Below are 19827 nucleotides of genomic sequence, written 5' to 3' on the forward strand. Positions count from 1 at the left end.
ACACGTGTGGGGAGGGCGAAAGCGGTGGCCGGCTGGACGCTTGCATCGGCGCCAAGGTATACGTGGACCTTGGGAGGCTCGGCAAGGGGGGCGGGGCGTCCCGAATCCGCCCCGTCACGCGAGGGGGCAGGCAGCCTTGCTGCCTGAGGCAGGATGAACCGGGACGGGACGACGGCTGGCATGACTGTTGAGGCTGCACAGGAGATACCGCGTATCTCGGCGAAGGAGAAGGACGGCGACCTGCTCCTCGTGCTGGCCGGGCCGTGGACGATCCATCACAGCGACATTCTCGAACAGGCCATCGACGGCATCGGTGTGCCCGACGCCCGGCGCATTCATTTCGACCTGTCGCAGGTCGGACGGATGGATACGGCGGGCGCCTGGTTGATCCACCGCTTGCGCGGCGACCTGGAATTCCACGGCGCGCGCGTCAGCCTGCAAGGGGTGCGGCCGTCCTTCGATGCGCTGATCTCCGAGGTCGAGCAGCACCACCCGACTCCCTGGGCGCCGGTGCGTCACAAGCTGTCGCTGTTCAGCATTCTCGAGACGACGGGGCGCGAGGTCGTCGGCATCGGGCGCGACTCGCTCGCCATCCTGCATATCGTCGGCTCCCTGGTCAGTGTGTTGTCCGGCGTGTTCCTGCGCCCGCGCTGCCTTCGAATCGTCTCCATCGCCACGCAGTTCGACAGGGCCTGCATCGGCGCCGTGCCCATCGTCATGCTGATGAGCTTCCTCATCGGTGCGATCATCGCCCAGCAGGGCGGTTTCTATCTCCGGCAGTTCGGCGCCGACGTCTATGTGGTCGATCTGTCCGGCGTGCTGGTCCTGCGCGAGATCGGCGTGATTCTCACGGCGATCATGGTTGCGGGCCGGTCCGGGTCCGCGTTCACCGCCGAGATCGGCTCGATGAAGATGCGCGAGGAGATCGACGCGCTGCATGTCATCGGGCTGCGGGTCACGGAAGTGCTGATCCTGCCGCGGCTCTTCGCGCTCATTCTCGCCCTGCCGATCCTGACCTTCCTGTCGAATCTGGCGGCCCTGTTCGGTGCCGGGCTGGTCTCCTGGCTCTATCTCGACATGGCGCCGCGGGTCTTCATCAACCTGATGCAGCAGTCGGTCACCGTCGAGACGTTGATGGTGGGCATCGTCAAGGCGCCGTTCATGGCGCTGATCATCGGCCTTGTGGCCTGTGTGGAAGGCATGAAAGTCTCGGGTTCGGCCGAGTCGCTCGGCCATCACACGACCATGTCCGTCGTGAAGGCGATCTTCATGGTAATCGTCGTCGACGGACTGTTCGCCATCTTCTTTTCTTCGATCGGAATCTGAATGCAGTCCGATACCGCCCTTGCGCCGCCGACCGCGGACGAGACGAACGCGCCCGGCGAGGAGGTGATCCTACGCGCCCGCGGCGTGACGGTCGGCTTCGGCTCGACGGTGGTCCTCAAGGACCTGGATCTCGACGTGCGGACACGGGAGATCCTGGGCTTCGTCGGAGGATCGGGCACGGGAAAGTCGGTGCTGATGCGCGCCATCCTCGGCCTCACGCCGAAGCGGGCCGGCAGCATCGAGGTGTTCGGTGTCGATCTCGACAAGGCCTCGCCGGACGAACGGCAGGCGGTGGAGCGCCGCTGGGGCGTTCTGTTCCAGCAAGGCGCCCTGTTCTCCTCGCTCACCGTGCGGCAGAACATCCAGGTGCCGATGCGCGAGCACATGCGCATGTCGCAGCGGCTGATGGACGAGCTCGCCCTCTTGAAGCTGGACATGGTCGGCCTGCCGCGCAATGCGGCGGAGAAGTTCCCGTCCGAGCTCTCCGGCGGCATGATCAAGCGGGCGAGCCTCGCGCGCTCGCTGGCCCTCGATCCGGACCTCGTCTTCCTCGACGAGCCGACCTCCGGTCTCGACCCCATCGGCGCCGCCGCGTTCGACGATCTCGTGCGCAAGCTTCGCGACACGCTCGGGCTCACAGTCTACATGGTGACCCACGATCTCGACAGCCTGCATTCCATTTGCGACCGCGTCGCGGTATTAGGAGAAAAGAGGGTGTTGAAGGCGGGAACGGTCGCCGAACTGATGGAATTCGACAATCCCTGGGTACAGTCGTATTTCAACGGCGAACGGGCGTTGCGGCGGGTATAGGCAGGAACAGGCGTAAGCATGGAAACCCGCGCGAATTATATTGCCATCGGTGCGTTCGTCTTCGCGACGCTCATCATCGGTTTCGTTTTCATCTACTGGCTCGGCAGCCGGGCGGAAGGCCCGCGTGCGCTGCCGGTGAAGGTCGTGTTCAACGGGGCGGTGACCGGCCTGTCCGTCGGCGGCGCGGTGAATTTCAACGGCATCAAGGTCGGCGATGTCGGCGAACTGGGCTTCGATGCGAAGGACCCGCGCGTGGTGATCGCGACGATCCGCGTCAGCCCGAACACGCCCCTGCGCACGGATGTGAAGGCGACGCTCGGCTTCCAGACGCTGTCGGGCATCGCCTATGTCGATCTGTCCGGCGGGTCGACCAATGCACCGCTGCTGCTCGATCCCGGTGCCGAGGAACCGCCGGTCATCTATGCCGAGCGTTCGGCCTTCGAGGATATCGTGGAGGGCGCGCGGGACATCCTCAGCCGCGCCGACACCACGCTCGCCTCCATCGAGAGCGTGGTGAACGACAACCGCGAAGAGGTGAACAAGATCATCGTCAATGCCCGCGTCTTCTCCGATGCGCTGGCGAGCAATGCCGATGGCGTCGACAATTTCATGGCCAGCGTCGCCAGCACCGGCGAGGCGCTGCAGAGCCTGTCCGGACGGCTCGAGGGGCTGGTCGACAGCGCAACCGCCGTGGTCGATGCGGTGCCGCCTGCCCGCGTGACCGAGATCGTCGACAACGCCGCCGAGGTCACCTCGAAGGCGGCGCAAGCCGCCGACGGGCTGACGAGCCTGGTCGCCAATGCCGAGACCGCGGCGCAGGACCTGCAGCAGTTCGCCTCCGGCCTGACCACGAGCCTTGCCAAGGTCGATGCGGTGATCGACACCGTTCGGCCGGAGGCGGTCACGCGAATCGTCGACGGGGCGTCGGCCTTCGCAACCGTCCTTCAGGAGCGCTCCGCGGATATCGACCGGCTGGTGGTGTCCTCGACCCGGACGATGGAGAACCTGGAAGAGGTCAGCACGACGGTCGCCGAGGGCAGGGAAGACATTCGCCAGGTCCTGGCGGATGCGCGCACCATCGGCACGCAGCTCGTCGCCACTGTCGACCGGATCGACCGGGTCGTCGCCGCCGTCGATCCGGAGCAGGTCGAGAGCCTCGTCGCCTCCGTCGAGCGCTTTTCCGGCGAGATCGCCGGCAAGACGAAGATCGTGACCGACGCCATCGAGAAGGCCGGCGAGGCGGTCGACAATGTCAACGAATTCAGCCAGAGCCTGAAAGGGCGCGGTCCGCAGATCGACCAGATCGTGCGCGATGCCCAGGAACTGGCGTCGAAGCTCAATGCCACCGGCACCCGTGTCCAGAGCGTCGTCGACAAGGTGGACGCCATGGTCGAAGGCGACGGCGAGGGCCTGATCGCCGAGGCGACGCAGGCCGCCGCGTCGATCCGCAAGGTCGCCGACGTGCTGGCCGAGCGGGTCGGGCCGATCACCACCGGGCTGGAGCGCTTCACTGCGCGCGGCTCGACCGATTTCTCGAATGCCATGGCGCAGCTCAGCCGCACGCTGCTGGAGATCCAGCGCACGGTGTCCGATCTCAACCGCGATCCGCAGCGCGTGATCTTCGGCGGGCCGGACAAGCCGACCTTCGGAGGGGCACAGCGGCGATGATGCGAAAACTGGAGTTGCGGATGCGCGGGACGGGTCGCATCAAGGGGGCGGTCTCGGCCGCGGGACTTTCGCTGGCGCTGCTGCTTGCGGGCTGCGGGTCGGCCAGCACGCCCGACGCCTATTACGGGCTGACCACGCCGGCGCTTGCCGAAAAGGCGGCGGCGGGCCGCAGCGGCACCATCCAGGTGCTGGTGCCGGCGCCGCGCGCCCTGCAGGCGCTCGACACCTCCTCCATCGCCGTGGTCGATGCCGGTCCCGTCTACACCTATTTCCCCAAGGCGGCATGGACCGATACGCTGCCCAAGGTGGTGCAGGCGAAGATCGTCCAGTCGCTGGAGAACACCCGCGGCCTGCGCGGCGTCGGCCTGCCGGGCGAGGGGCTGCTGATCGACTACCAGCTGCAGACGGACCTGAGGTCCTTCCAGCTGCAGATCGACGGCCAGAACCGCGCGGTGGTCGAGGTGATGGCCCGCCTGGTCAACGACCGCAACGGCCGCACCAAGGCGAGCCGCGTCTTCCGGGCGGAAGCTCCGGCCCGCAGCACCAATGTGCGCGATGCGGTCGATGCGATGAACGCGGCGGCGGACAGCGTGCTGCGCGAGATCTCGGCCTGGGTCCTGTCCAACGTCTGATCGGCGCTCGTCTGGCGCCTTCGCGGCCGCCCGCTAGGCGAGGCGTCAACCGCCCACCAGTGGCATCTCCGGGTCGCGGTTCGCCTTGCCTGGGTTGACGCCCTGAGAGAAGGGCACGGTCCCGCATCCCCTCTGCCGTCACCCCGGACGAGCATCGCGAGATCCGGGGCCTATTCATTCCCAGAGCGGCGGCGAAACACACCAGCACCTACCCCACGCTGAGCCTGTCATCCCGGTTTCGGCGAAGCCGAAGACCGGGATCCAGTACCCCCGAACGGTTCGGCTCTGGCCTCGGCACTGCCGCGAGCGCCCCTCGCCGAGAAGCATCCGCTTTCGCGCCACCATCCGCCCCGGCGGATACTGGATGCCTGCCTTCGCAGGCATGACAGCCGAGATTGGGGCAAGCGCCTCCCGCCTCGCACCCGCTCAGGGCGCCAATGGTTCCCGGTTCTGCGCTTCGTTTGACCGGGATGCCCTCCGAGGGGGAGTGACCTTTCACCCCTCTGCCCCCAAACGACAAACGCGGCCCCGAGGGACCGCGTCTGCATTTCATGAAGCCTGGTCGGGCAGGGCGCCGCCGGCCCGCCGGATCAATCGAGCCGGCCGCTGGCATGCGCCAGCATGGTGTAGACCTTGCCCGTATCGGACGTCAGGTAGGTCTGGCTCATGATGTTGTCGCGGTCGTTGCGGGCGACCTGGGACAGCAGCTGCTCGAAATCGGCGAGATAGCGGTCGACCGCCGAGCGGAACTCGGCATCGCGCGCATATTTCTGACGGATCTCGTCGAAGGTCTGCTGGCCCTGCAGGGTGTAGAGGCGGCGCGTGAACACGTGCCTCTCGCCCTGCTTGTAGCGGTCCCACAGGTCGATGAAGGTCTCGTGGTCGATCGCGCGGGCAATGTCGATCGACAGCGAGTTCAGCGACTCGACCATCTGCAGCGGCGAGCGGCCCTGCGGCTCGTCGCCGGCCGGGGCCTCGTCCTGCGAGGCACGGCGCAGCAGGTCGGAAACCCAGCCCTTGCCCTGGCCGCCGCCGCGCGGAGCCTCGGCCTGCGGGGTCTGTTTCGGCGCGTCGAAGTCGCTCAGGGTCTTGCGGCGCAGCTCGCCGCGGATTTCTCCGCCGCGTGCGGGGGTCGCAGGCTGCTGGCGCGGGGCCGCCGGCTCCGGAGCCGGGGCCTGGCGGGCCGGCGCTGCCGCCGTCGCGACACTGGCGAGCGTTCCGGTCGCCGCACGCTCGCCGGCGCGCGAGGTGTCCAGCACGTTCGACTGGCGGGCGACGATCTCCGACAGCTCGGTCAGCGCGCGAACCTGCTCGCTGACGATCTTGCGCAGGGCCGAGGCGGACTGCTCCGCCTCTTCCGGCAGGTCGAGAATGCCGCGCTTGAGTTCGGCGCGGGTCTTCTCCAGCTCGCGGTGCACGTCGCGGGCGACGTCGCGCATGCGGGTCGTCGCCTCGGTGAAGCGCTCGGACGCCTCCGACAGGGTCTTCGACATTTCGGCGACGATGTCGTCCTGGGCGGCACGCACGGCCTCGCGGGCCTTCTGGCCTTCCAGGCCCGCCGACAGGCGCATCGACTCGAACTGCTCGCTCACCGATGCGGTTGCCGCCTCGGCCGCGGCCGTCAGCATGCTGGTCACCTCGCGGCTCTTCTGGTCGGCGCCGGTCAGGGCCGATTCGAGCTGCTTGGAGAAGGTGCGCATCAGGCTGTCCACCGCCTCGGTCTTGGCGAGCAGGGTGTCCGCCACTTCCTCGATGGCGGTCTTGCGCTCGCCGACGCGGGCGTCGACCTCGCGGTTGGTCTCGTCCAGGTGCTGGGCCGCCTCGCTGAGCATGCGGCCATGGTCTTCCAGACGGCTGGCCAGCGAGGAGATGTCGGAGAGCACCTCCTGCGAGATCTGCTTGAGCACCGAGGTCTGGGTCTCCAGAGACCCGGCCGAGGCCGTCGTCTCGCTGAGTGCCCGGTCGATGGCTGTGCGGAACTCGCCGGCGCTGCGCGACAGGGACGTCTCCACCTTGCCGAGATTGTCGCCGGCATTGGCGACGACGTCGCTGAGCAGGGCGTTGGACTCGGTCAGGCGGTCCAGCAGGGCGGTGATGTCGCTTTCCAGCTGCGTCTTGGTGCTGCCGAGCACCTCCGCGGCCGAAGCGCTGCGCTCGTCCAGCGTCGCGACCAGCGCGTCGCCGGCTTCCACCAGCTTGCGGGTGGCGTCGAGGCCGGTGCGGGCGAAGTTGTCGGTGACGTCGCGGCCCTTGACGGTGATCGCCTCCAGGATCGCGTCGTGGATCTCCGACACGCGTGAGGTGAGGGCATGCGCCCGCTCCTCGATGGCGTTGACCATGGCGTTGCCGTCCGTGCCGAGCAGCTGCGACAGCGTGCCGGCGCGCTCGTCCAGCGCCTGGTTGAGCGCATCCGCGCGGGACACCAGGTCCTCGGCGACCGCGTTGCCGCGCTCGGCCAAAAGGTCGGCCGCGGCGCGCACGGCGCCGGCCACCTGCGAGCGGACGCTGTCCGCCTCGCCGGAGACGGTGTTGCGGATCTCCTCGACCGTGCGGGCCAGCACCATGCGGGCCTGCTCGCTCTCTGCCGACAGGGTGCCTGCGACATCGGCGACGGTGCGCGTCAGGTCCTCGCGGACCTTGTCGCTCTCGCTGCCGAGAGCGCCGCTCATCTCGCCGAGCGTACCGACGAACAGGGTGCGGGCCTTCTCGCTTTCCGCGGCCAGCGAGCGGGCGGCTTCACCCACCGCCGACAGCAGCAGCTCGCGCAGGCGTTCGCCCTCGCTCGACAGGTTGCCGGTGGCGCCGGTGAGCGAGGCGACGATGGCCTCGGCGGCCTTCTCGCTTTCGCTCTGCAGGGCGCCGCGGGCTTCGCCGACCGAGCCGAGGACGATCTGGCGCAGACGTGCCCCTTCGCCTTCCAGCTTGGTGGTCGCCTCGTCCAGCGTGGTCTCGATGATCTCCTTGAGCTTGCTGCTTTCGCCCGACAGCGTGCCGCTCAGGCGATCCACCGTGCCGCCGGCCTCGATGACCACCTCGGAGAGGGTCTCGCGGGCGCGCTCGGCCTCGTTGGTCAGGGTGCCGGTGATGGCGGCAAGGCGCTCGGCCAGCATCCGCTCGAGCTCGGCAGAGCGGCTGTCGAGGGTCTCGGCGACCTCGAACACCTTGGAGCCGAGCGACACGTTGATCTCCGCGATGCGGTCAGACAGCGTGTCGGTGAGCTCCTGGCTCTGGCGCGACAGCACTTCGCCGGCATCGGTGAGACGCTGGTCGAGCGACTTCGACATCTCGGTCTGGCCGTCGACGAAGGCCGCGGCGATCTCGCGGGTCCGGGCGATCAGCGTCTCGCTGATCTGGCGGGCGCGGGCGTCCAGCGCCTGGTCGATGCGCTCGGTGCCGAGCGACATCGTGTTGGCCAGGTGTTCGGCCTTGTCGGACATGGCGTTGGCCGCCTGCTCGACCTTGGAGCCGATGGAGCCCTCGAAGGTGACGAGATGCTGCTCGATCGCCTCGCCGATCAGGCGCGAGCGCTCCGACAGGCTGGTGCCGATTTCCTCGGCGCGGCTGCCCAGCGTCGCGCCGACCTGGTCGACCTTGTCGGACAGCTGCAGGGTGATCGCCTGCGAGCGGTCCTCCAGCAGGTCGGACAGGGCGACGGTGCGCTCGTTGAGGGTCTTCTCGAACTGGCCGGTGCGCGCGTCGAGCGTCGTGGACAGGCGCTCGATGCCGCCGGACAGGGTCTGGTCGAAGCCGTCGATCCGGCTGTCCAGCGCTTCCGCCATGGTGGAGGCGCGCAGGTCCAGCGTGGAGCTCAGCGTTTCGATGCCGCCGGTGAGGGTCCGGTCGAAGCCCTGGATCCGGGTGTCGAGCGCTTCCGCCATGGTCGAGGCACGAAGGTCCAGCGTCGAGTTCAGCGACTCGATGCGGCCGTCGAGCGTTTCGCCCAGCTCGCTGGTGCGCCGCTCGAACGAGGCGACCAGCTCGGTGCCGCGCTCGCCGATCAGGTACTCCATCTGCTCCAGATGGCCGCTGAGGCCGCTCTGCAGGCTGGTGCCGCGCTCGTCCAGGGTCTGGCTGAGGCGGTCGCCGATGGAGGTCAGCTCGCCGGCGACGCGCTCGCCGCGCGAGCCGATGAGATGGGCGAGCTCCGTGCCGGTCTCCGACAGGGTGCGGGCGAAGTCGCTGGTATGCATCGACAGCGAGGTGCCGAGCGTCGCCGAGGCCTCGTCGAGCGCGGCGCGGAAGGCGCGGGTCTGGCCGTCGATGAGCTTGGCCATCTCCTGGCTGCGGGTCTCCAGGCGCTGGTCCAGGGCCTCGCCGTTGACGGAGATGGCTTCGTGGATCTTGTCGCCGACGGAGCCGAGGCGGTCGGCCAGTTCGGTGCCGCGCACGGTGATCGTCTCGGTGAGGCTGCCGGCCGTCTCGTCCAGCTTGGACGCGATCTCGCCGCCGCGCAGCGACAGGTCGACGACGATGGATTCGCCGGTGCCGCGCAGGATTTCCGCCACTTCGCTGGTGCGCGAGGACAGGGTCTCGACGATCTCGGCGCCCTTGACGGAGATCGTGTCGGTGACCTCCTGGCCGCGCAGCGAGATGCTCTCGACCACCCGGTCGCCGGTCTCGGCGAGCGAGGCGTCGAGGCCGGTGACGCGGCTGTCGAGGGTCGACAGCAGGTCCTCGGTGCGGGTGGTGATCGTGTCGATCAGCTTGCCGCTGGTCAGCGACAGGCTGGCGGTGATCTCCTCGCCGCGCTGGCTGATGGTGTCGCCGACGGTCTGGCCGGTGGAGGTGAGGGCCTCGGTGATCTCGTGGCCGCGCAGCGACAGGGTGTCGACGATGGACGCGCCGGTGCTCGCCAGCGTGTCGTTGATCTCCGTGCCGCGGCTCTCCAGCGTCTCGAACAGATTGGCCGAGGTTTCCGCCAGGCGGTCGTTGATCTCGCCGCCGCGCAGCGACAGGGTCTCGACGAATTCGGTCGCGGTCGCCGCGAAGCGGTCGTTGATCTCGCCGCCGCGNCTCGACGAATTCGGTCGCGGTCGCCGCGAAGCGGTCGTTGATCTCGCCGCCGCGCGTCTCCAGCGTTTCGGCGAATTCGCGACCCGTGCGGCTCATGCTGTCGACCAGCGTCTCGCCGGTCCCGGTGAGGCGGGCGACATAGCTCTCGCCGTGCGAGGCGAGGTTCTCGATCAACTCGCCGCCGGCGGTGCTGAACGTTTCGGTGATCTCGCGCACGCGGCCGTCGACGGTCGCGTTGAACTCGCTCACGCGCGCCTCGATGGCGCCGGTCAGACGGTCGGTGGCGCTATCGGTGATCTCGCCGATCTTCTCGGAGGTCGCCTGCAGCTGCGCCGCCAGGCTCTCATGCGCGCCGGTGATGCTGTCGCGGACGCGGTCGGCGTTGGAAACCACCGCCTCGCGCTGGGTGACCAGCTCGTCGATCAGCGCGCGGATCTTCAATTCGTTGTCGTTATAGGAGCGCTCCAGCGAGGAGACCTCGTTGTGCACCAGCACTTCCAGTTCGCTGGCGCGGGCGATGGCGCGCTCGATGCCGTCGCCCATGGCGGCGACTTCGCGGCGGATGGCCTGGCCGACGCTGAGGATCGACTCCTTGGCGACGTCCTCGGGCTCGGCGAGGCGCAGGGCGACCTCGGTCATGCCGCGGGCGACGATGCGCATTTCCTGGGCGCGGAAGATCATCAGGGCCATGGCCCAGAAGAACAGCACCGGCACGACGACGGCGACCGACAGCAGGATGAGCGAGGGCGAGGACGCGATGTCGCCGGCGCTCTGGACGCTGGACAGTTCGGTGCCGAAGATGGCGGAGGCCAGCCACCAGCCGACGGCCACCCAGACGACGCTGAGGGCGAGGGCGAACCAGAACGGGGCGGAGCTCGGCCGCCGCTGCAGGGCATAGATGAGGTTGCCGATGGTGCGGCGGTCGTCATTGGCCGCCGATGTCGGACGTCCGCCGCCGCGACCGCGCTTGGCCGGCGTGCGCTGGCTGTCGCTGGACGCAGGTGTCGCGGAGATGTCGCCGGCGCGCTCGCCGGTGCTGCGCTCGGAGCTTGCCGGTCCCGCACTCGCGGTCTCGGACCCGCTGCCGCTGGCCTTGTCGCTTTCGTCCAGGTCGCCGAAATCGATCTTCAGCGCCTCCTCGACAGCCGACAGGGCAGCCTCGGCGGGATCCTTCGCCTTCGGGGGATTTGCCATATCTAACTCGCCTCGCGTCCGTACTCGTTACACATCGGGTGCCGCGGCGCAAAACACGTCGCCGCAAGACCTTGCACAGCTTCACGGATTCGGCGATGCGCCTGAATCGCTTCCGGGAGAGGACTGCTGTTCGCGCCGCCGACCGGCCTCTGGTCGCTGGGCGCGGCTCTCCCGAACTTGCCGCACACCTAAAGCTAATGACACAATCTGCCGAGGCGAACAACAATTTGCAGAGTCATGACAAGGAGATGAGGGGGATGGCGAGGGCAGCGGCAAGGGGAGGGCGCGGATCCTCCACAGCAAGCGATGGCGCACGCGGTGCGCCTGGACGGGGCGGCCGGGCACCCTCCGCAGTGCAGGCCGCGTGGCTCGCCAGGGGGCTCGATCAGGCGGGCGGCAAGCTTCCGCTTTTCGATGCTGAGGGGCGCCGCGTTGCGGAAAAGACCATCCGCGCCTGCATTGCCGCGGGATGGGCAGAGCCTTGGTTTTCCAACCCGATCAAGCCCGACTGGCTCGTTTGCCGGCTGACGGAGGCCGGCCGGGCGGTGGCCTCGAACGCGCTGGAAAGCTGAGGCCGCGGGCGGCGGACTGTGCGTTTCCGTCCTCTTGCGATTGCGGTGCGGCGGGGCGATGCGGGGCGGCAAGGCCGGATCCGGCCGGCGCCTGGTCGCAGGCCGAGTGTTTACGCGCGTTAACCAAAGATTCACTTTGTTGGCCGGGGCGGTGGAAATCGCCGGCATGCTTAACCCGGTTTTCGCGGATTTTAACGATCCTGGACGGCAGACCCATGCGCGAGTGCTCCTGCGAGCCTCGTTCAGCTACAGGAGGTGCTGCCGTCATGCAGGCAACAGCGAGACATTCCGATGCCGGCCCCCGGCATGCCGAGCCTGCGTCCGGGACGCGGCCTCCGGTCGATCTGGTCCACCTGACGCGCCACACGCTCGGCAATCGCGACCTGGAGCGCGAGGTGCTGCGGCTTTTCGCCGTCCAGGCGCGGATGCTGGTGGGCCGCATGCAGGACGTGCAGGACGAGGCCGTGCTGCGGCGCCTGCTGCACACGCTGCTGGGATCCGCCAAGGGGATCGGCGCCTGGCGGGTTGCCGGCGCGGCAGAACGGCAGCAGGCGGCGCTCGACGAAGGCGCGCCGGCCGATCTGCCCGTGCTGGCCGGCACCGTCGAGGAGGCGGAGGCCTTCATCGAGGCGTTGCTGCGCGAGTGAGCGGCGGCGGCGTCGATCTGCGGCAGGATGCTTGACGTTTCGGCGCGAATGGTTATGTCGAAGGCGAGATATTCCAGTGCCATTCCAGCGCCGAGACCAGCCGCCAATGCCCAAGATCACCTATATCTCCGCCGACGGTGCCGAAACTGTCGTGGATGCTCCCGTCGGTTCCACCGTGATGGAAAACGCCATCAAGCACATGGTGTCGGGGATCGAGGCGGAATGCGGCGGCGCCTGCGCCTGCGCCACCTGCCATGTCTATGTGGACGATGCGTGGACCGGCGTCACCGGCTCGCCCGAGCCGATGGAGGAGGACATGCTGGACTTCGCCTACGACGTCCAGCCGACCTCGCGCCTGTCCTGCCAGATCAAGGTGACCGACGCGATGGACGGCCTCGTCGTCCGCGTTCCCGAGCGCCAGGCCTGACGAAAGGGCCGGGTGCTCGCGCGCCCGGCCCCTCGTCTTCTTCTTGCGCGTTGCGCGCTCTCAGCCTTTCAGGGGCAGGCAGACGGCGGTGAGAAGATCCGCCTGCGGCGTCTCCCGCGGATTGTTGAGATATTCCTCCATCGTCGGCCTGTCGTCCGGTTCCTCGCCGCTCCGCGGCAGCCAGGCCGAGAACAGCCTGTCCCAGGTCACGTGCAGGTCCGCATACGGGCCCTTGTGCATCGCTATCGCATAGCGTCCGGCCGGCATCTCCCGCAGCTCCAGGCCCGCGGGCAGGTCGCCGGCAAAACCGGCCCCGAAACCATCCGGCAGGGCGACGGCGGCAAACGACCTCAGCTCCCGCGCCGGCATCGAATTCGGGTCGTCGTAATACAGCCCGATCATCCGGGTCGCCGGGCCGAGCAGGCCCGCCCCGCCGGCGAAGGCGAAGGTCTTCTCGAAGGTGCTGCCGATCTCGATATAGGGTCCCTTGTGGGGGATGCCGGCAAGGCGCAGCGTGCCTATGTCCTCGATCCGGACCTGAAGGTTTTCCATGACGGTCTCGTCTCCCTGTTGCCTCTGGTAGCAAAGCGCCGGGTCGCGGGGCAGGGCGCGGAAGGCCGCCGGCGGGATGCCGTAATGGGCGGCGAACGCCCGTGTGAAGGCCTCCGTGCTCGCGTAGCCGGCGCGCCGCGCGATGCGGGGCACGGGCAACGCCTCCCCCACCAGTTCCGCCGCGGCCCGGTGCAGGCGATAGCGCCTGACCGTCTGGGCGATGGTCTCGCCCGTCTGGGTCCGGTAGATCCGGTGGAAATGGAACGGAGAGAAGCAGGCGATCTCCGCCAGTCTCGCCACATCCAGCGGTGCGTCGAGATGGCGCGCGATGTGGTCGACGACGCGGGCGATGCGCTGGGCGTAGTCGAGCCCGGTGGAAGGTCGCTGCATGTCCGTCCTGTCCCTATTGGTGCGGGCACGAGTGCTACAGGATGCCGCCTGACAGAACTTGCGCATTTGCCGGCCGCCCCGCCACCCTGTCGCAGGAACCGGCGCCTTTGCAAACGAAACGGCCGGGCGCTGGCCCGGCCGCTCTGTCGTTTCTCGCCGGCGCTATGTGGCCGGGTCCGGCTCACTCCGCCGGCGCGGCCGCAGGCTTGCGCCAGAAGAACACCACCTCGTTGCCTTCCTCCGGCACGTCCGGCACCAGCCGCGACAGGATCAGGCTGACGCAGGCCATGGCCGCGCCGATCAGGAACACGGCGGCCGGAGAGACCAGCCAGATCAGGCCGAACAGCGCCGGGATGAACACCGCGGCGATGTGGTTGATGGTGAAGGCGACGCCGGCGGTCGGGGCGATGTCGGCCGGGTCGGCGATCTTCTGGAAATAGGTCTTCATGGCGATGGCGATCGCGAAGAAGGCATGGTCGATCACGTAGAGCGCGCCGGCCAGATAGGCGTTGGTGACGAAGGCATAGGTCGCGAAGACGCCGATCAGGCCGATATATTCCACCGTCAGCGCCGTCTTTTCGCCGACCTTGCCGATCCAGGCGCCGATCTTCGGCGCCAGCAGCATGTTCACCGCACCGTTGATCAGGAAGAGCGCGGCGACCTCGTGGACGTCGTAGCCGAAGCGCTCGACCATCAGGAAACCGGCGAAGACGGTGAAGATCTGCCGGCGGGCGCCGCCCATGAAGGTGAGGGCGTAGTAGAGCCAGTAGCGCTTGCGCAGCACCAGCTGCTTGCGCTGCGGCACGCCCTCGCGGAACTGCGGGAAGGCGACGACGAGGAAGGCCAGCACCACCAGCGTCAGCAGGCCGGCGACCAGGAAGACGGTGGTGAAGCTGAGCTCGAAGGTCTTCCAGGCGACGAAGATCAGGCCGTAGGCGACGAGCTGCGCGGCGGCTCCGACAGACAGGATCTTGCCCATGCCGGCCGCCGCCCGGTCCTTCGGCAGCCACTGCAGCGACAGCGACTGGTTCATCGTCTCGTAGTAGTGGAAGCCCACCGACATCACGAGCGTCGTCAGGTAGAAGCCCCAGATCGTCGGGAAATAGCCGGTCGCGGCGACGCCGATGCCCAGCAGGCCGAGCGACAGATAGGCCAGCGTCTGCTCGCGCATGAACAGCAGCAGGTAGATCGCGGTGAAGGCGAGCAGGCCGGGGATCTCGCGGATCGACTGCTGGATGCCGATCTCGCGCCCCGTGAAGCCGAGCTCATGAACCGCGAAATTGTTCATGAGGTTCCACCAGGCGGCGAAGGACAGCTGCATCGCCGCCGCCATGATCATCAGCAGGATCAGCGGCGACCGCCAGCCGGTTCCGGTCGGCGCTCCGCCGGCCGGCCTCGTGCCGGGAATGGCAGCGCCGGCTTCCGCGGCGGCGAAGGCCGGAATCGGGTCCGGCGCGGTGTGGGGGGCAGGCTCTCGCATCGCAGGTTTTTCCGCAAAAAGACAGGAAGGACTTGCAGGGCCGGCTCGCCGGCGATGGCACGGCCGGCTCTGCAAAAAGAGGCCGCTCGGCGACCCGTGTTGTCTTTCATTACAGCGAGGCGCGGTTTGCGTGTTATCGCCATTTTGTCAATTTATGTCTGCGAGGCGCCACGGCCCGCCGCACAGGGATGCGCGGCGGGCTTTCCGTCGAGGCCGGCCCGTTTTCCCGGACCGTTTTCTCTGGCCCGTTTCCTCAGGCCCGCGCGGGGACCCTTGCGGTCTGTACGCCGGCCAGCACGGTCAGGGTCGCCAGCACCAGCACCGCACCGCTGGTGAGAAAGACGCTCACCACGCCGCTGAGATCCAGCACCAGCCCGCCGACGGCCGCCCCGGCGGCGATTGCCAGATTGATGGCGGCGACCAGCAGCCCGCCGGCGCTTTCCGCCTCGTCCGCGACGGCCCGCGAAATCCAGGCCGACCAGGCGACCGGCACGGTGCCGAAGGCCAGGCCCCACAGCGTGATGATCGCAAGCGCCGAGGGGAAGCTCTCGCCCAGGTTGGTGAGCAGGTAGGCCAGCGTCGCGATGGCCAGCGGTGCGAGCGCCAGCGTCAGCCGCAGGGAGCGGGCCACCAGCATGCTGCCGAGATAGTTGCCGAGGAAGTTGGCGATGCCGAAGGCCAGCAGCGTCGCCGAGATCGCCGTCACGCCGATGCCGGTCACCGTCTCCAGGAACGGCCGGATATAGGTGAACAGCGACATATGGCCGGCGAAGACCAGCAGCACCGCCAGCATCGCCAGCGCGATATGCCGGCGCGACATCAGCTCGACCAGCGTCGACAGGCGGGGACGGCCGCGCGGCGGCAGGGCGGGGAGGGTCGCCAGTTGCACCGCGAGCACGGCGACCCCCAGGCCGGCGGCGCCGGCGAAGACGTAGCGCCAGCCGAGCAGGTCGCCGAGATAGCTGCCGACGGGGGCGGCGAAGATGGTGGCGGCCGAGACGCCGGACACCATGATCGACAGGGCCTTCGGCACGCTCGCCTCGGGCACGAGGCGCATGACCACGGCGGTGGACAGCGACCAGAAGCCGCCGAGCGCCGCGCCGAGCAGCAGCCGGCCGGCCAGCAGCACCTCGACGCTGCCGGCGAAGGCGACGACGAGATTGGACAGGATCAGCAGCACCGAAAAGCCGGCAAGGACGGTGCGCCGGTCGATCCGGTGGGTGAGGGCGGCGACGAGCAGGCTGGCGACCACGCCCATTGCGGCGGTTGCCGTCACGGCCTGGCCGGCGAGCCCTTCGGTGATGCCGAGGTCCCCGGCCATCGGCGTCAGCAGGCTGGCGGGCAGGAATTCCGCCCCGACAAGGCTGAAGACGCCGAGGCTCATGGCGAAGACGGCAGACCATGCGGGCACGGTCGAAGCCGCCGGCACGCCGGTGGAGAGGTTTCTGTCAGTCATCTGTGTGATCCACACTTGGTGAGAGTTGACCACAAGATGGCTGGAATTTCCGGACGATCCATGACACAATTTCCGTCATGCTTGACCGATCGTCCGAATTTGATGGCGGCTCCGGCCCCGACCCCGTCAGCGAACTGCTGATGGGCATGCGGCTGCGCGGCGCCAGCTACAGCAAGATGCGGTTTTCCCCGCCCTTCGGTATCGGCTTTGCCGAGGCGCGGGAAGCCCGGTTCCATTTCGTTGCCGCCGGTCAGGCCGTTCTCAGGACGCCGTCCGGCGAGATGGTTCCCGTCTCCTGCGGCGATGCCGTGCTGCTGCCGCGCGGGGGCGCACATGCCATCGCCTCCGGTCCCGGCGTCGGCATCCGTCCGTTCGACAGTTTCGAATCGGTGCCGCTGTGTCCGGACATCTGCTGCGTCGATGCGCTTCAGGAGCAGCAGTGCCGCTCCCGCGATGTGCTGGTGTTTTCCGCCCGCATGCAGCTCGAGCTCGACACGCTGCATCCCCTGATCGAGCTGATGCCCGACTTTCTGCTGGTCGGCGCCCCGTCCGGGCGGCAGCCCGAAGTGCGGCCGCTGCTGGATGCGATGGAGCGCGAGATGACCGCCAGCAGGGCGGGATCGGCGAGCATCCTCGCGCGGCTGGCCGAGGTGGTGGCCGTGTCGGTGATCCGCAACTGGGTCGAGTGCGGCTGCGGCGACGCCACCGGCTGGGTCGCGGCCTTGCGCGACGAGCGGCTCGGCCGGGTGCTGGTGGCGCTGCACCGCGATCCCGGGCGCAACTGGACGCTTGCGGAGATGGCGGCGACGATGGGCAGTTCGCGCTCGGTCTTCGCCGAGCGGTTCGCCGCGGCCACCGGCACCACGCCTTTGCGCTATGTCGCTTCCTTGCGCATGCGTCTTGCCGCGCAGTGGCTGACCCGCGACCGGGTGCCGGTCGAGGAGATCGCCCATCGTCTCGGATATCAGTCGCAGGCCGCGTTCAGCCGCGCCTACAAGCGCGTCACCGGAACGCCGCCAGGCCAGGCCAGAAAGGCGCGCTGAGGGAGTTCCCGTGCCGGTGCCGCCGGACCCTGTCGGCATGGCGCGGCTCCCCGTCCCCCATGTTCCGGCGAGCCTTTCGCCCGCGGCGAGGGCATTCGGGACAGGTGGGCGGCTATGCCGGGATCCGGTCCTCGTAGGCCCAGACGCGGAACTCCTTCAGCACATGCGGGCCGAAGGAATTGATGAGCGGAATGTCCGCGGCATCCCGGCCCCTTGCGACGACGATGCGGCCGATCCGGGGGATGTTGTTGCGCGGGTCGAACGTATGCCATTCCCCGTCCAGAAAAACCTCGATCCAGGCGCTGAAGTCCATGGGATCGACCACCGGCACGCCGATGTCGCCGAGATATCCATTCACGTATCGGGCAGGAATGTTCAGGCAGCGGCAGAATGTCAGGGCCAGATGGGCGAAGTCGCGGCACACGCCGACGCGTTCGTTGTAGGCCTCGAAGGCCGTTCGCGTGGCCCTGGCCTGCATGTAGTCGAACTGCAGGTGCCGGTGGACGAAGTCGCAGATCGCCTGCACCCGCTGCCATCCCGGCGGCAGGGACCCGAACAGGTCCCAGGCCGTCTGGCTCAGATGGTCGGTTTCGCAGTAGCGGCTGCCGATCAGGAAGACGAGACAGCCGTCGGGCAGGTCCTGGACCGGCATCTCGCGCGCATCGCGCCGGGCCCTTTCGATGTGGCCGCCATCTGCAACCGTTGCGTCGCTGCGAATGGTGAACGCGCCGCTTGGGGCCACCATCCTGCGGCACCGGTTGCCGAAGAGATCGCGATAGAGGGTCGTCGGCACGGCGGGAGAGGTGCTGAGGGTTTCCGCAAAGCGGATGTCGGCTGCACGCGCGTCCTCGATGGACATCAGGCAGACCAGCGCGGTCGGTTGCTGGCATTCCAGCCGGATCTCGTAGCCGCAGCGAATGAGCATGTTCGGGATCTCTCCCTCTATCAGCGGAAGTCGGAGGCGTTCAGCGTGTAGGAGGACCGGCGACGGCTGCCATGGATCTCCCGCGCGACGTCGTGGATGGCGGACCTCAGCCGGTCGAAGGCCGAAAGGCAGTCGTCCTGCGAGGCCTCGGGCCGGTGGGCCGCTTTGCTCGCCTTCGCCAGGGCGTCGGCTTCGATGAAGAAGGGCACCTCGAAAACGCCGTCATGACCGACGAAACGCACGCCCTTGCGGCTTGCATCGAAGCTGCGGCTGGGATTGGGGAAGTTCAATGCCATGACAGGCCTCCCGTCTTGCGCCAGGCTGCCAGCAGGAAGGCGGAGAGCCTGTTGTGCGGCGTCTCCTGCCGGGTGCTGCGGCGCAGCCTGCGCTCGGAATTGCGATTGTTGAGGAACAGCATGCCGTCGGTGGCGTCCATGCGGCTCAGGCCGATCATGTCGCTGCCGTCGGAGGATGCGGGCACCCCGGTATAGACGTGGTAGATCGTCCAGGTCCGGTCCTCTTCGATCCGCCGGCCGAACTGTTCGTCCATCCGGCCGCGGCAAGCGGCGCCGCCTTCGTTTTCCCAGACGCTGATCGCCATGCGGCCTGTGTCGTGTCCGGGGTCATGCCTGATGGTGTTCATGGCTGTCGGTCTCTGTCGTCTCGCGCCCGGTGGTGAAAAGGGCGGAATGGAGGGGCGCGCCGTCGGCATCGGTGATCGTGACGCCGTCGGGGCGCTGGGGCATGTCGAGGCTGGCCCGCAGGCGCGCGGCAAGCGCGATCGCATCGTCCCGGTCCACGGCATCGAGCGTCTCGCAGCCGATGATGGCATGAGCGCCGTCCGCTTCGCGGACCCGGAAGAACCTGATGACGATCTTCATCGCCGCGTCTCGCAGGCAGGCCGCCGGTTCGTCAGCTCTTGCCCTTCGGGCGCGGGGCGGCCTCCATGGCGGAGAGCTTGACCCGGTTGGCGAAGGGGACCTCCGGTTTCGCTTCCGCCTTCGCCTGCTTGGGCTTGCGGATCTCCCGGTTGCTACGCTTTTGTCCTTTGGCCATATCCGAATGTCCTTTCCATCAAGGTTGCCTGCGCACCGGGGCCGGCCGCGTCGAGCGGCTCCAGTTCGTCCTGCATCGCCACCCGCTCGTGGTTCTCGTCGGCGTTGCGGATGCGGTATTGGGGGGCGCCGGCCTCCACGGGCATGACGCCGGTGATGCGGTAGATGTCGCCCTTGGTGGCCTGCCTGCCCCTCGTGCTCCTCAGGCGGACGTCCTGTCCGATCGCCAGCAGGTGCTGTCCCTGTTCGGGCGCGGGCGGGCCGGCTCTGCGCCGGGTGAAGAGTGTTGCGGTCATCTGAAAGGGTCCTTTTCTGTAACGGCGTCGATCTCGGCCGGGTCGATCGGCACCAACTGCCGTATCGCTGCCCGCACGCCGATTGCCGGCAAGTGGATGAAAGTGCCGACCCGTCTCCAGGCGATCCAGGAAAGTCCCTCGATCAACTCGTCCTCCCGGTCCACCTGGTAGTCGCCCGGCGGCTGTGGCTCGACGATGTCGGACACAAGGAAGGATGTCTGGAAATGGACGACGGTCTGCGTGGTGCGCGTGGTCATGGGATCGACCTCAACGGGCCTGGACTGCAATCCCGGCGTCTTCCGGGTCGGGCCAGGCGATCCGGGAACGGTCGTCGCGATTTT

Annotated in this window: 19 protein-coding genes; 8 read left to right on the top strand and 11 right to left on the bottom strand. The window is 68.2% G+C overall.

What is annotated here, in order from left to right; genetic code table 11:
• The first annotated feature begins 180 nt into the window (after nt 1–180).
• Genes MNI96_RS13795 through MNI96_RS13810 form a run of 4 tightly spaced genes read left to right on the top strand, consistent with a single transcriptional unit; the run spans nt 181 to nt 4436 of the window.
• On the top strand, nt 181–1326 hold the full coding sequence (locus MNI96_RS13795) for an ABC transporter permease (RefSeq protein WP_249694052.1): 1146 nt from the start codon (nt 181–183) through the stop codon (nt 1324–1326).
• Nucleotides 1327–2136 (top strand): ABC transporter ATP-binding protein, encoded by an 810-nt coding sequence (locus MNI96_RS13800; RefSeq protein WP_249694054.1) that lies wholly within the window; start codon nt 1327–1329, stop codon nt 2134–2136.
• An 18-nt stretch (nt 2137–2154) separates the two neighbouring features.
• Nucleotides 2155–3804 carry an MlaD family protein gene (locus MNI96_RS13805; RefSeq protein WP_249694056.1) on the top strand — a complete coding sequence of 550 codons (1650 nt, stop codon included), beginning with the start codon at nt 2155–2157 and terminating at the stop codon, nt 3802–3804.
• A gap of 20 nt (nt 3805–3824) precedes the next feature.
• Complete coding sequence (locus MNI96_RS13810; protein ID WP_249694058.1) at nt 3825–4436, top strand: ABC-type transport auxiliary lipoprotein family protein; 612 nt, start codon at nt 3825–3827, stop codon at nt 4434–4436.
• Nucleotides 4437–5026: 590 nt separating this feature from the next.
• Here the strand turns inward: MNI96_RS13810 and MNI96_RS13815 are convergent.
• On the bottom strand, nt 5027–9436 hold the full coding sequence (locus MNI96_RS13815) for an apolipoprotein A-IV repeat region-like domain-containing protein (RefSeq protein ID WP_502960342.1): 4410 nt from the start codon (nt 9434–9436) through the stop codon (nt 5027–5029).
• A 1560-nt stretch (nt 9437–10996) separates the two neighbouring features.
• On the opposite strand from MNI96_RS13815, the gene MNI96_RS13820 reads away from it, so the two are divergent.
• The 3 genes from MNI96_RS13820 (at nt 10997) to MNI96_RS13830 (ending at nt 12289) form a co-directional block, all read left to right on the top strand.
• Entirely contained in the window at nt 10997–11215 is a 219-nt protein-coding gene (locus MNI96_RS13820; RefSeq protein WP_249694060.1) for a hypothetical protein, read from the top strand.
• A gap of 266 nt (nt 11216–11481) precedes the next feature.
• The gene (locus tag MNI96_RS13825; RefSeq protein ID WP_249694062.1) at nt 11482–11862 is read left to right on the top strand and encodes an Hpt domain-containing protein; all 381 of its coding nucleotides are present in this window, start codon (nt 11482–11484) and stop codon (nt 11860–11862) included.
• Nucleotides 11863–11968: 106 nt separating this feature from the next.
• A complete protein-coding gene (locus tag MNI96_RS13830; protein WP_249694064.1) occupies nt 11969–12289 on the top strand; it encodes a 2Fe-2S iron-sulfur cluster-binding protein in 321 nt (106 codons plus the stop codon).
• Nucleotides 12290–12349: 60 nt separating this feature from the next.
• On the opposite strand, the gene MNI96_RS13835 is transcribed toward MNI96_RS13830, so the two are convergent.
• The 3 genes from MNI96_RS13835 to MNI96_RS13845 form a co-directional block, all read right to left on the bottom strand.
• Nucleotides 12350–13231: an AraC family transcriptional regulator gene (locus tag MNI96_RS13835; protein ID WP_249694066.1), complete on the bottom strand. Its 882-nt coding sequence runs from the start codon at nt 13229–13231 to the stop codon at nt 12350–12352.
• Nucleotides 13232–13412: 181 nt separating this feature from the next.
• Nucleotides 13413–14711, bottom strand: a complete 1299-nt coding sequence (locus tag MNI96_RS13840; protein ID WP_349629177.1) for an MFS transporter — start codon at nt 14709–14711, stop codon at nt 13413–13415.
• Between the two features lie 253 nt (nt 14712–14964).
• Nucleotides 14965–16167: an MFS transporter gene (locus tag MNI96_RS13845; RefSeq protein WP_249694067.1), complete on the bottom strand. Its 1203-nt coding sequence runs from the start codon at nt 16165–16167 to the stop codon at nt 14965–14967.
• A 77-nt stretch (nt 16168–16244) separates the two neighbouring features.
• Between MNI96_RS13845 and MNI96_RS13850 the strand changes: the two genes are divergently transcribed.
• Nucleotides 16245–17210, top strand: a complete 966-nt coding sequence (locus tag MNI96_RS13850; RefSeq protein ID WP_249694069.1) for an AraC family transcriptional regulator — start codon at nt 16245–16247, stop codon at nt 17208–17210.
• Between the two features lie 112 nt (nt 17211–17322).
• Here the strand turns inward: MNI96_RS13850 and MNI96_RS13855 are convergent, their stop codons facing one another.
• From MNI96_RS13855 to MNI96_RS13885, 7 genes are read right to left on the bottom strand one after another with little or no spacing between them, the layout of a single operon-like run.
• A complete protein-coding gene (locus tag MNI96_RS13855; protein ID WP_249694071.1) occupies nt 17323–18135 on the bottom strand; it encodes a transglutaminase-like domain-containing protein in 813 nt (270 codons plus the stop codon).
• 20 nt (nt 18136–18155) lie between these two features.
• Nucleotides 18156–18431 carry a DUF1488 family protein gene (locus MNI96_RS13860; RefSeq protein ID WP_249694074.1) on the bottom strand — a complete coding sequence of 92 codons (276 nt, stop codon included), beginning with the start codon at nt 18429–18431 and terminating at the stop codon, nt 18156–18158.
• Complete coding sequence (locus MNI96_RS13865; RefSeq protein WP_249694075.1) at nt 18422–18736, bottom strand: hypothetical protein; 315 nt, start codon at nt 18734–18736, stop codon at nt 18422–18424. The genes MNI96_RS13860 and MNI96_RS13865 overlap by 10 nt, the downstream gene beginning before the upstream one ends.
• 22 nt (nt 18737–18758) lie before the next feature.
• Nucleotides 18759–19016, bottom strand: coding sequence for a hypothetical protein (locus MNI96_RS13870; protein ID WP_249694076.1), 258 nt, complete (start codon nt 19014–19016; stop codon nt 18759–18761).
• A gap of 31 nt (nt 19017–19047) precedes the next feature.
• Nucleotides 19048–19191: a hypothetical protein gene (locus MNI96_RS13875; RefSeq protein WP_249694077.1), complete on the bottom strand. Its 144-nt coding sequence runs from the start codon at nt 19189–19191 to the stop codon at nt 19048–19050.
• Nucleotides 19169–19486: a hypothetical protein gene (locus MNI96_RS13880; protein ID WP_249694078.1), complete on the bottom strand. Its 318-nt coding sequence runs from the start codon at nt 19484–19486 to the stop codon at nt 19169–19171. Before MNI96_RS13880 ends, MNI96_RS13875 begins: the two co-directional genes overlap by 23 nt.
• Entirely contained in the window at nt 19483–19743 is a 261-nt protein-coding gene (locus MNI96_RS13885) for a hypothetical protein (RefSeq protein WP_249694079.1), read from the bottom strand. Before MNI96_RS13885 ends, MNI96_RS13880 begins: the two co-directional genes overlap by 4 nt.
• Between the last annotated feature and the right edge of the window lie 84 nt (nt 19744–19827).

The organism is Stappia sp. WLB 29 (assembly GCF_023507705.1).
Classification (GTDB): Bacteria; Pseudomonadota; Alphaproteobacteria; order Rhizobiales; family Stappiaceae; genus Stappia.